The following is an 11303-nucleotide window of genomic DNA, read 5'->3' as shown; positions in this document are numbered from 1 at the left end:
ACCAATGGGGCCAAAAGTCTCTGAGGGGACACGGACCTACCTCACCTTCGACGGGGGAAAATGCCGGCGGCGCGGGGCCACCACCGGTCCGCAGGGGGTGGACGCCGGGGACGGGATTGCCGGGAACGGTAGACCGAGATTGTCAGACAGTCAATCATTTCTTAACAGACCCGAAATGGCTCTGGCGGGCCGGATACCGCATCGCACAAGGCATCCGGACCAGCATTGTCGGCAACGGCGAGACCCGATCTGTGCGCCAACCCAAAACACGCCACCCCGGTCTGGTGCGCCACCACATTCCATACCGAGGGCGGTGGGACTAGCCTCCGCGCCTTGTGCTTCACCACAACGAACCCGGCCCGGCTATTGGACCTTCGCACGGTGCCCGTGCGCGGTCCGGGCTGGGATGCTGCGGGGATGACGCTCATCGTGACGGGCTCGATCGCCCAGGACTACCGCATGGTGTTCTCGGGCAGCTTCGCCGACCAGTTGCTGCCAGAGCACGCCGAGGCGCTCTCGCTCTCCTTCCTGGTCGACGAGCTCGAGATCCGCCGGGGTGGGTCAGGTGCGAACATCGCGTTCAACCTCGGCTGGCTCGGGCTGGGGCCGGTGCTCGTCGGCTCGGTCGGCACCGACTTCGGCGAGTACGACGACTGGCTGCGCGCGCACGGCGTCGACACCGGATTCCTGCACGTCTCCACGACCCGGCGCACCGCCCGGTACCTGTGCACGACCGACAACGCCCGCAAGCAGATCGCGTCGTTCTACAGTGGAGCGATGGTCGAGTCCCGCACGATCGAGCTGGCGCCGGTGGTCGACCGGGTCGGCGGGACGCCGCTCGTGGTCGTCGCGCCGAACGTCCCGGCGGCGATGCTGCACCACACCTCGGAGTGCCGCGCACGGGGCTACCGGTTCGCCGCCGACCCGTCCCAGCAGCTGGCCCGGCTGAGCGGCGAGGAGGTGCGTGCCCTCGTGGACGGCGCCGAGTTCCTGTTCGGCAACGAGTACGAACGCCGGCTCCTCGAACACAAGGCGGGCTGGTCGCCGGTCGAGCTCGCGCGCCGGGTGTCGGTCGTGGTGACCACGTTGGGCGAGCGGGGCGTCACGGTCACCCGCGGCGGCGCCGAGCCGACGGTCGTCCGGCCGCCCAAGCCCCGTACGCCGACCGACCCGACCGGGGGCGGCGACGCCTTCCGGGCCGGCTTCCTGGCCGGCTGTCAGTGGGGCCTCGGCGACGAGCGGGCGGCCCAGCTCGGCTGCGCCCTGGCCGTCATCGCGCTGGAGACGCCCGGCGCCCAGGAGCACCCCACCGACCGCGGCAACCTGCTCGACCGCCTGGCCGACGCCTACGGCGCCGAGGCCGCGGCCGACGTCCGCCCGTTCCTGCCCTGACCAAAGATCTTCCAGGGTCGGGGTCACATTCAATTTCTTAAGATCGATATTTGCCCCGGTCCGCGCCAGTCGCTGACCGTATGCTCCCGCGGGCACCGCGCAGGTCGGCGGCTCGCTGGCGCTCGCCGAAACCCCCGACCTCCGCTGCCACGTCCGCGGTCCAAGCCCAACCCCCACCCGCCACCGCCGCCGGCCGAGGAGCAAGGAGGTAGGTGCCCAGAGCGGACCCGGCGGCGAAGGTCGCGGTCGACCGACCACGACCCGAGGGGTGGGCTTGCCCAACCGCGAAGGGTGAGGCCGCGGGAGCGACGGTCCGGACCACAGCGGACGTCGCGGTAGCTCAATCTCCCTGGTTTTGGATCTTTATCCGCGACATGACGCCGAGGCCCAACTTGGCCCCAAGATCTCTAGTGGCCGGGCTGGCCCAGGCGGCGGGCCGCCGTGACCGTGTTGGCCAGCAGCATCGCGATGGTCATCGGCCCGACACCGCCGGGCACCGGGGTCACCGCCCCGGCCACGGCCCGTACGGCCTCGAAGTCCACGTCGCCGCGCAGGCCGTCCGGCCCGCGGTGGATCCCCACGTCGATGACACTGGCGCCGGGCTTGACCGCGCCGGCGCCGACCAGGCCGGGTCGGCCGGCGGCGACGACCAGCACGTCGGCCCGCCGGCAGACGGCCTCCAGGTCGCGGGTGCGCGAGTGGCAGACCGTCACGGTCGCGTCGCGGCGCAGCAGCAGCGCCGCCATGGGGCGGCCGACGAGGTCCGACCGGCCGACGACGACCGCCTCGGCGCCGGCCAGCTTCACCTGGTACGCGTCGAGCAGGGCCAGCACGCCCGCCGGGGTACAGGGACGCAGCCCCGGGCGGCCCAGGGCGAGACGGCCGGCACTCGCCTCGGTCAGGCCGTCGACGTCCTTCTCGGGCGGGATCCGCGCGATCAGGGAGGCGGCGTCCAGGTGGGGCGGCAGCGGCAGCTGGAGAAGGATGCCGGTCACCGCCTCGTCCTGCGCCAGCTCGTCGAGAACCGCCGCGAGGTCGACCTCGGTGACGTCGCCGTCGAGGTGGCGGTGCAGGTCGCGCATGCCCGCCTCGACACAGAGGCGGCGCTTGTTGCGCACGTACACGGCCGACGCCGGGTCGTCGCCGACCAGGATCGTGGCCAGGCCGGGCGGCCGGTCGAGCGTGGCCACGCCGGCGGCCGCCTCGGCCCGGATCCTGCGGGCCACGGCCGCTCCGTCGATGATGGTCGCGCTCAACGCTCGCCCTCCCTCCGCGTCGGCCCGACGCTAACCCCGGCACGGCCGGTGCGGAAATGTGGAGGCGCACAAGACCGAGGTGGCTCGGCTTGGGTCGGCGCACAGACCCGCGACGACACCTCGCGGTCGGGATGGCGTCGATCGCCTTGCCCAGTACGGGTTTCCGGTCGACAGCTATGTTTCAGTGCTGTGACGAAATGATTGACTGTCTGACAATCTCGGTCTACCGTTCCGGGCTAACCATCCCCGGTGTCCTTCCCGCGAGCCGCTAGCGAACCCCGCACCGCCGGCCGCGTCCCCTGTTGAAATTAGGTAGGTGCCGTGTGTCCACACAGAGACTGTTGATCCCCTTCATCGCGACAATATTGGTGACGACCGCGTGCGGCTCCGCCACGTCTGGCGAAGAGCCGCGGGCCGTACCGAGCGACAAGATCACCCTCGCCTGGCAGACGATCGGCGGGGAAACGATGAACCAGCAGGCCAAGTCCATCCAGGAGCCGTTCACGGCGAAGACGGGCGTGAAGTTCGACAACGTCAGCTCGCCGACCTACATCAGCCAGCTACAGACGATGGTGGAAGCTGGCAAGACGATCTGGGACGTCGTGCACACCGGCTCGTACCTGGCGAACGCCTACTGCGGCACCCTGTTCGAGAAGGTCGACACCAGCAGGATGCCCGCCACGCTGGTGCCGGAGGGCACGACCACCGAGTGCTCGGTGCCGGGCATCAAGTTCGCGAGCGAGTTCGCCTACGACACCACCGCGTACAAGGGCACCGTCCCGACGAAGGTCGCCGACTTCTTCGACACCAAGACGTTCCCCGGCAAGCGGGTGATCTACACCAACCCGAAGGGGACTCTGGAGGTCGCTCTCGTCGCCGACGGCGTGCCGCCGGACAAGCTGTACCCACTCGACGTCGAGCGGGCGCTGCGGAAGCTCGACACCGTCAAGTCCGACATCATCTTCGCGCCGTCGTACACGGCGTTGCAGCAGAACCTCGTCAGCAAGCAGGCCACCATGACCCTGACGACGGGCAACCGCCTGAGCATCATCAACGACAGCGGCGGCACCATGGCCCCGGTGTGGGACTTCACCAGCTGGGACTACGCCAACTGGCTCATTCCCAAGGGCGCGCCGCACGCCAAGGCCGCCGAGGACGCCATCGTCTTCGCTCTCGAACCGGCCCAGCTGATCAAGTACGCGGCGATGAGCGGCGACGCTCCGGTCCGCACCGACGTCGACCCCAACACGATCCCGTACTCGGAGTCGGCCAAGCTCTTCAACCCGTTCCTGACCTCGGGCAGCGGCACGATGGTGCGGCAGGACAACAAGTTCTGGGCGGAGAACGTCGCCGAGGTGACCAAGAAGTGGACCGCCTGGCAGGTGGGCTGAGCCATGCCTGGTGTACTCGACGGCATCTCGGTGGTCGACTTCGGTCACCACGTCGCGGGCCCGCTGGCCGCGGTGCTCCTCGCCGACCACGGCGCGGACGTGATCCGGGTCGACCGGCCGGGCACGACCGCCGGCGAGCACCCCAGCGCCGCCTTCCTCCACCGGGGCAAGCGACGCATCACGCTCGACCTGAAGCGGGAAGCCGATCTGGACATCGCTCGCCGGATCGTCGAGCGGGCCGACGTGCTCGTCGAAAACTTCCGCCCCGGTGTGATGGACCGGCTCGGCCTCGGCGCCGACGCCGTACGGGCCACCAACCCCGCGCTCGTGTACTGCTCCCTCCCCGGCTTCGGGTCCGGCGACCCGCGGGCCGCGGTGCCGGGGTGGGAGGGGGTGATCGCCGCCGCGACCGGCAACTGCCGGCCGCGGCGGGACGAGGCGCCGGACGACTGGGACTGGTCCCGCCCGAGCTACTGCGCGCTTCCGCTGGCCTCCAACTTCGCCGCGTTCCTCGGCTGCCTCGCGATCGTCGCGGCGCTCACCGAGCGGCACGGCACCGGGCGGGGTGAGCGGATCGAGGTGCCGCTGTTCAACGCGACGTTCGAGCTGATCGGGGTCGCCGGCGCGTACCCGGCCGAGCGCGGCCGGCCGCCGGAGAAGCGGCGGGATCCCAACGGCAGTGGCACCTACCGGTGTGCCGACGGGCGCTACGTGCAGTTCGACCCTATCGGCGGAAGCATGCGCTTCATGAGCTGGTTTCTGGACGCCGCCGGCCAGTCGTCGTGGGTCGCCGAGGGCTTCACGTCCCGGCAACGGCTGGCGGCCGATCCCACGCTCGCTCCCGAGCTGCGCGAACGGCTTACGGCGCTGTTCCTCCAGCGGCCCGCGCGGGAGTGGGAGGACCTCGCGAACGCGGCGGGCGTACCGCTGTGCATGGTCCGCACGGCGGCCGAGTGGACGCGGACCGACCACGCCCGTGAGACGCGGGCGGTCGTCCGCCTGGACGACCCGGTCCTCGGGCCGACCTGGATGCCCGGCCGCCCGATACGGCTCTCCACGCACGAGGCTCCACTGTGGCCGAGGCACCTCCCGGACGCCGACCGGGCCGCCGTCCTGGCCACCCTCGACGCTCCCCCGCCGCGGCGCCCGGCCCTGCGGCCCGCGACGGGTGCGCCGCCGTACGCGGGAAAGCGGGTGGTCGACCTGACGCAGGTGCTCGCCGGGCCGACCGCCGGACGGATACTCGGCGAGTTCGGCGCCGAGGTCATAAAGATCAACTCTCCGCAGCGCCGGATCGACGCGCACGGGTACGTCAACCGTGGCAAGCGCACGATGCTTGTCGACGTCGAGTCCGCCCGCGGCCAGGAGGAGGTGCTCTGGCCGCTCGTGCGGGAGGCGGACGTCCTCCTCCAGAACTTCCCGCGCGCCACCGCCGAGCGCTACGGCACCGGGTACGAGCACGTGCGGGTCACCGGCCCGACATCGTCTACGTGTCCGTGAGCTGTTACGGAGACGGCGGCCCCTGGGAAAGCCGTCGGGGGTACGAGACGCAGGGGCAGGCGGCCACCGGGATCGTCGAGCGGGCCGGCCGGGGCCGGCGGCCGATGGTGCAGGGGCCGTACAACGTGCTCGACTACGGCACCGGCACGGTCGCGGCCCTGGGTGCCGCGCTCGCCATCTACCACCGGGTCGTACGCGGGGAAGGCTTACACGTCACCACGTCGCTGGCCCAGGTGGGGACGCTGCACCAGGCGACGCTGATCGTCGAGCCCGAAGCGGGGCCGCTGCCGGACGTGGAGCCGGCCGGCCTCTGGGCCCTCGGTGCCGGCCCGTTGCAGCGGTTCTACCAGGCGACCGACGGCTGGTTCTACCTCGGCGCGGCGGCGGACGACCTGCCGGCGCTGGCCGAGGTGGACGGCCTGGCGGCGATCCACGGCCGTACCGCCGGCGACGAGGCTCTGGCCGCGGCGCTGGAGGCGGCCTTCGCCACCGGCACCGTCGAGATGTGGGTGGACCGGCTCCGCACCGCCGGCGTGGGCGCGCACCGCGTCGTGGAGCTGGCCGAGCTGATGACCGACCCGGCGGTACGCGCGCAGGGGCTGTCCATGACCCAGGTGAGCGAGGAGGCCGGTGCGGTCGTCATGCCCGGTACCGCCGTGACCATGGAGAGCCGATCGCTCCAGGCCGGGCGGCCGGCGCCCCGACCCGGCTCCGACGCGGTCGCCATCCTCAGGGAGATGGGGTTGGCGCCGGAGCGGATCGACGGTCTCGCCCGTGCGTGGGTGGTGCAGCTCCACGACCTGCCGCCCGGCTGGCACGCCTGAGCAGCTACCCCAGCAGTAGCTGCCCCGCGTTCGTCCCCACGAGCTGCCGGGTCTCCGCCTCCGTGACGCCGGCGTCCAGCAGCGCGCGGACGGCCCTGCGGTAGAGCGTCACCGGCAGCGGGTTGTTCTTCTGGCCCGAGTCCGAGGAGATGACGGTCTGCCCGGGGCCGACCGCCTTGATGAACGTGAGCAGCTCCCCCAGGTCCCGCCGGCGCTCCGGGCGGCCGAAGTACATGACCGCGCAGTGTTCGATGTAGACACCCTGCCGCGCCCAGGCCGCCGCCTGCTCCACCGACGCGCCCACGACGAAGCACGGGTGGTTGACGACGATGCGTTGTACGCCCGCCTCGAGCCCCGCGTCGATGAGCCGCTGTGACTCGGTGACACCGAGGTGGCCGCAGGTCAGCACGGCATCTTCGGCCGCGATCACCGACAGGATGTCCCTGACCTCCGGGAGCACCGCGCCGCTCTCGTCGAGGATCGAGAGCGGCGGCTGCGGGCGCAGCTCCACCACCGAGGTGGGAAAGCCTGAGTCGTGCCCCTCGTGGTGCTTGACGTGGGCGGCGGAGGAGAGCGTGGGAAACCACACCACCCTGCCGCCCATGCGCAGGGCCAGCTCGACGGCGTACGGGTTGAGGCCGCCGACGGTCCGGTTGAGCGCGATCCCGCCGACGACCTCGATCGGGAGGTCGGCGAGTCCCGCCGAGCGCAGCGCGAGGATGTCGGTGACCATGCTGTGGTGGTGCGACTTGGCCACGATCGCGCGGAATCCCGCGCCCGCGGCGTCGCGCGCCGCGTCGAGGATGCTCATCCGCCGGGGAACGGACTCGGCCCGGGGTGCTGGTGCAGGTCGACCGCGCCGACCAGCAGGCGATCCACCTCCTCGTCGGGCACCTCCCGGCCCGCGTCCAGTTCGGGGTCCAACAATGAGACCTCTGCGATCATGCTGCTTCCTTCGCGTCTAGCTTGCTCTTCTTCACTTGGTCACCAGGACCTGGTCTTCGGGCCGCCAATGGGCGACCACCTTGGCACCTGGCCGCACGGCGGCGGGTGTGCCGACGGGTAGCGCGGCACAGCCGACCGAGCCGTCGCCGTACGTCAGCTCGATCCGGTTGTACGTGCCGTAGAACGAGACGTCCGTGACCACCGCGTCGGCGGCGTTGGATCCGGACGGGACCGACTCCTCGTCGAGGGCGAGGCTTGTGCGCTCGGGCCGTACGATCAGCACCCGCTCCCCGGTACCGCGCCCCTGTTCGCCGACCGTCCACTTGCGACCGTGCCACTCGTAGACGTCGTCGGCCAGGTACCGGCCGGCGAAGACGTTGGACTCGCCCAGAAACCGCGCGGCGAACTGTGTCGCCGGCCGGTGGTAGAGGTCTGCGGGGGTACCGAGGGAGTCGATCCGCCCTCGGTCGAAGATGGCGATCCGGTCGGACAGCGTCATCGCCTCGTCCTGGTCGTGCGTGACGAAGACGAAGGTGAGCTTCAGCTCGCGGTGCAGCCGCTTGACCTCGCGCTGGAGCGACTGCCGGAGCTTGCGGTCGAGCGCGCTGAGCGGCTCGTCGAGCAGCAGCACGCTGGGCGAGAAGACCACCGCGCGGGCCAGCGCCACCCGTTGCTGCTGCCCGCCGGACAGCTCGTGCGGGCGGCGCTTGTCCATGCCACCCAGGTCGACGAGCTCCAGCGCCTCGCCCACCCGCCGCGCTGTCTCCACTTTGGACACGTTGCGCTCGCGCAAGGGAAAGGCCACGTTCTGCGCCACGGTCAGGTGCGGGAAGAGCGCGTAGTTCTGGAACACCATGCCGAACTCGCGCTTGTGCGACGGGAGCCGAGAGATGTCCCGGCCGTTGAGCCGGATGCCACCCGAGGTCGGTGCGATGAAGCCGACGATCATGTTCAGCGTCGTCGTCTTCCCCGAGCCGCTCGGGCCCAGCAGGGTGATGAACTCACCCGGCTGGATGTCGATGTCGATGTGGTCCACCGCTGGCGGGTCGTTGGACCCGTACCGCTTGCAGAGGTCCACCAGCTCGATCCGTCCCCCACCACTTCTCACGGTTACCTTCCCTTTCCGCGCCGCGCGCCGATGACTTGGGCGAGCAGGATGGGCACGCTCACGAGGACGACGATCAGGCTCGACGCGGCGGATATCGTCGGGTCGATCTGGACGGTGACGCTGTTGAACATCTGGACCGGGAGCGTGATCGCACCCGGCGCCTGGAGGAACAGGGCGATGACCACTTCGTCCAGCGAGGTCACGAACGCCAGTACGGCGCCGGACAGGATGCCGGGCAGCAGCAGGGGAAACGTCACCCGGCGGAACGCGGAGAACGGGCTGGCGCCCAGGCTCGCCGCCACACCGGGCAGGCGGCTGTCCATCCCTTGCAGCCGTGCGGTCACCGCGATCACCACGAACGGGATGGCCATCGCGGTGTGCGCCAGGATGATGCCGAAGAGCGTGCCGTTCAGTCCCCATTGGAGGAACGCGGCGAAGACCACCAGCGCTACAAGGATGTGCGGGACGATGAGCGGCGAGAGCAGGAGCCCGTTGAGCGCGCCGCGCCAGCGCGGGGCCAGGCGCATCAGCCCGAGGGCCGCCGTGGTGCCGAGCAGCGTCGCGAGCAGCGCGGTGAAGAGTCCCGCCTGGATCGAGTTGAAGATCGCCGCAGTCCACTCCGGCGAGGTGAAGAGCCGCTCGTACCACCGCAGCGACCAGCCGTCCGGCGGGAACTTGAAGGTGGTACCCGAGGAGAAGCTCATCGGGATCACCACGAGGGTCGGCGCGGCCAGCAGGATCGCGACGAGTGCCGTGTACCCCTTGAGCCACGGCCGCAGCTCCCCTGGCTGGCCTCCCTTTCCGGACGAGCGCGCCGGCTGGTAGCCGGGTGCCACGGCCGACGCGCGCTGTCCCGCGAGGCGGCGGCTGACGCCGAGCACGAGCAGCGTGACGACGAGCAGCAGGACGCCCATCGCACCGGCACCGCCGAAGTCGAGCAGCTCCTTGGTGCGTACGTTGATGACCTGGGCGATCATCGCGTTCCGCGTCGAGCCCAGCAGGGCGGGCGTGACGTAGAAGCCCAGCGCCAGCACGAAGACGAGGGACACACCGGCGACGATGCCGGGCATGGACAGCGGCAGGTAGATCCGCCGGAAGGCCCGTCCCCGTGGTGCGCCCAGGCTCTGGGCGGCCGACAGCAGCCGCCGGTCGATCTGGTCCATCGCGCTGTACATCGGCAGCACCAGGAACGGCAGGAGCACCTGGGTCATCGAGATCCCGACGGCCAGCGTGGTGCCGAGCAGGGTGACGTCACCGAGCCCGAACGGCGAGATCATCCGCTGGATCAGGCCCTCGTCCTGCATCAGGACCATCCAGGCGAAGTTGCGCGCCATCATGCTCGTCCAAAATGGAATGAGCACGATGGTCACCAGCACGGCCCGCATCATCGGGCCGACAAGCGTCATCGCGTACGCGTACGGGTAGGCCAGCAGCAGCCCCGCCGCCGAGACGACGAACGCCACGAGCAGCGTCCGGCCGAGCACGCGGAGCGTGTACCCGTCGGTGAACAGCGACGCGTAGTTGCCGAGACCCGCCTCCGGCTCGGTGACGCTGTCCACGAAGACGTTCGAGAGGGGCAGTACGAACAGGACAGCCAGGGCGGCCAGTGCCGGCAGCAGGAGCAGCCAGCCGCTGGCCCGCGTCCGGTCGAAGCGGGGCCGGGCGAGGCGCCCCGCGGTGGGCGCCTCGGCCGTGGCTGTGGGGGCAGCCATTCGTGTCAGCCAACCTTCCAACTGGTCCAGCGCTTGACGACCGCGTCGGTGTTGTCGATCCACCACTGCTTGTCCTGCTCGACGAGCCGGCCGCGGTCGGGCAGGAACGCGTTGAACGACTTCTGCTGCTCGGTGTAGCCGATCGAGGCGATGTCGACCTCGCTCCGCGCGGGGGCCGTGCCGGTCAGCTTCGCGTACGCGGTGGCCTGCTCGGGTTCGGTGACGAAGGCGAGCATCTGCTGGGCGAGCTGCTTGTTCGGGGTGCCCTTCGGGATGACCAGCGCGCCGATGTCGGTGGTGTTGAAGTCCCAGACCGGTACGAGCTTGGCGCCACTCTGCGCGCTGACGATCGACCGCGCCGTCACGGTGAGCACCATGCTCGCCTGGCGGTCCACGAGCATCTGCTGGATGGCGCCGTAGCTCGGTGCGAAGACGATCGAGCTCTTGATCGTGTCAATCTTCTTGAGCGCCCGATCGAGGTCGATCGGGTACACCTTCTCCGGCGGCACACCGTCGGCGACAAGCGCGGCCTCGAGGAGCCCGGCCTTCGGGTAGTCGTAGACGATCCGCTTTCCTGGGAAGCGCTTGACGTCGAAGAAGTCCTCGATCTTCGTCGGCTTCTCGTTCGGGTAGAGGTCGGCGTTGTAGCTGAAGATGTTGGCGTACCGGTAGGTGGGGACGAAGCAGTCCCCGGTCGTACCCGGCGGGAACTTGGCCCGGTCCAGAGCCGGGTCGTCCAGCTTCTCGAACAGCTCCCCGCAGTACGCGCCGGCGTAGATCCAGCTCATGTTGGCCAGGTCCCAGATCGTCTTGCCCGACTTCACCATGGTCCGGACCTGTGCGATCTCGGCCGGGCTGATGTTCGTGAACTGGGTGCCGGTCTTGGTGGTGAAGGGCTCCTGGAGAGCCTTCTTCTCGTCTTCCTGGAACTGTCCGCCGGTGCTCGCCCAGGTCAGCTTCTGCTCGCCCGTACCGCCGCCGGAGTCACCACCCGCGCCGCAGGCCGTAAGTAGCAGGGAACTTATCGCAACCAAGGAAAAGAAACGAAGTGTCTTCATTATTTCGCCCTTTTTTCGACAATCGGGGACTGTCTCGACGATCGGGAACATCACGCCGCTCCCGCTCACGGATGAACTCTGGGTCGGCGACTTCCCGGGATCAGCCCGGCTTCGATA

10 protein-coding genes are annotated in these 11303 nt (G+C 70.0%); 4 read left to right on the top strand and 6 right to left on the bottom strand.

All coding sequences use genetic code 11. The features are described from left to right. Window positions 1–417: 417 nt before the first annotated feature. Window positions 418–1392, top strand: a complete 975-nt coding sequence (locus tag Pflav_RS10070) for a carbohydrate kinase family protein (RefSeq protein WP_173035632.1) — start codon at window positions 418–420, stop codon at window positions 1390–1392. Window positions 1393–1799: 407 nt separating this feature from the next. Here Pflav_RS10070 and folD read toward each other — a convergent pair whose 3' ends face one another. Continuing rightward, window positions 1800–2648 carry a bifunctional methylenetetrahydrofolate dehydrogenase/methenyltetrahydrofolate cyclohydrolase FolD gene (gene folD, locus Pflav_RS10065; RefSeq protein WP_173035630.1) on the bottom strand — a complete coding sequence of 283 codons (849 nt, stop codon included), beginning with the start codon at window positions 2646–2648 and terminating at the stop codon, window positions 1800–1802. Window positions 2649–2971: 323 nt separating this feature from the next. Between folD and Pflav_RS10060 the strand changes: the two genes are divergently transcribed. From Pflav_RS10060 to Pflav_RS10050, 3 genes are read left to right on the top strand one after another with little or no spacing between them, the layout of a single operon-like run. Continuing rightward, window positions 2972–4039, top strand: a complete 1068-nt coding sequence (locus tag Pflav_RS10060; protein ID WP_232071211.1) for an extracellular solute-binding protein — start codon at window positions 2972–2974, stop codon at window positions 4037–4039. Between the two features lie 3 nt (window positions 4040–4042). Then, window positions 4043–5539: a CaiB/BaiF CoA-transferase family protein gene (locus tag Pflav_RS10055; RefSeq protein WP_173035626.1), complete on the top strand. Its 1497-nt coding sequence runs from the start codon at window positions 4043–4045 to the stop codon at window positions 5537–5539. Beyond that, entirely contained in the window at window positions 5536–6363 is an 828-nt protein-coding gene (locus Pflav_RS10050; protein WP_173035624.1) for a CoA transferase, read from the top strand. Before Pflav_RS10055 ends, Pflav_RS10050 begins: the two co-directional genes overlap by 4 nt. A gap of 4 nt (window positions 6364–6367) precedes the next feature. Here the strand turns inward: Pflav_RS10050 and Pflav_RS10045 are convergent, their stop codons facing one another. The 5 genes from Pflav_RS10045 to Pflav_RS10025 are packed head-to-tail and all read right to left on the bottom strand — an operon-like array spanning window position 6368 to window position 11186. Further along, window positions 6368–7174 carry a DUF6282 family protein gene (locus tag Pflav_RS10045; protein WP_173035622.1) on the bottom strand — a complete coding sequence of 269 codons (807 nt, stop codon included), beginning with the start codon at window positions 7172–7174 and terminating at the stop codon, window positions 6368–6370. Continuing rightward, a complete protein-coding gene (locus tag Pflav_RS10040) occupies window positions 7171–7308 on the bottom strand; it encodes a hypothetical protein (protein WP_173035620.1) in 138 nt (45 codons plus the stop codon). Before Pflav_RS10040 ends, Pflav_RS10045 begins: the two co-directional genes overlap by 4 nt. Window positions 7309–7339: 31 nt before the next feature. Next, the gene (locus tag Pflav_RS10035; protein ID WP_173035618.1) at window positions 7340–8416 is read right to left on the bottom strand and encodes an ABC transporter ATP-binding protein; all 1077 of its coding nucleotides are present in this window, start codon (window positions 8414–8416) and stop codon (window positions 7340–7342) included. Window positions 8417–8418: 2 nt separating this feature from the next. Beyond that, complete coding sequence (locus Pflav_RS10030; protein WP_173035617.1) at window positions 8419–10128, bottom strand: ABC transporter permease subunit; 1710 nt, start codon at window positions 10126–10128, stop codon at window positions 8419–8421. Window positions 10129–10133: 5 nt separating this feature from the next. Then, window positions 10134–11186 carry an extracellular solute-binding protein gene (locus Pflav_RS10025; RefSeq protein WP_173035615.1) on the bottom strand — a complete coding sequence of 351 codons (1053 nt, stop codon included), beginning with the start codon at window positions 11184–11186 and terminating at the stop codon, window positions 10134–10136. Window positions 11187–11303: the final 117 nt, after the last annotated feature.

The organism is Phytohabitans flavus (genome assembly GCF_011764545.1).
Classification (GTDB): Bacteria; Actinomycetota; Actinomycetes; order Mycobacteriales; family Micromonosporaceae; genus Phytohabitans; species Phytohabitans flavus.
The sequence above is the reverse complement of the archived record's forward strand: the minus strand, read 5'-3'. Positions and strand labels throughout refer to the sequence as shown.

Coding starts and splice junctions, on each gene's coding strand:
- Pflav_RS10040 (WP_173035620.1), bottom strand. CDS start 7,308: ATGATCGCAGAGGTCTCATTGTTGGACCCCGAACTGGACGCGGGCCGG.
- Pflav_RS10045 (WP_173035622.1), bottom strand. CDS start 7,174: ATGAGCATCCTCGACGCGGCGCGCGACGCCGCGGGCGCGGGATTCCGC.
- Pflav_RS10055 (WP_173035626.1), top strand. CDS start 4,043: ATGCCTGGTGTACTCGACGGCATCTCGGTGGTCGACTTCGGTCACCAC.
- Pflav_RS10070 (WP_173035632.1), top strand. CDS start 418: ATGACGCTCATCGTGACGGGCTCGATCGCCCAGGACTACCGCATGGTG.
- Pflav_RS10025 (WP_173035615.1), bottom strand. CDS start 11,186: ATGAAGACACTTCGTTTCTTTTCCTTGGTTGCGATAAGTTCCCTGCTA.
- Pflav_RS10030 (WP_173035617.1), bottom strand. CDS start 10,128: ATGGCTGCCCCCACAGCCACGGCCGAGGCGCCCACCGCGGGGCGCCTC.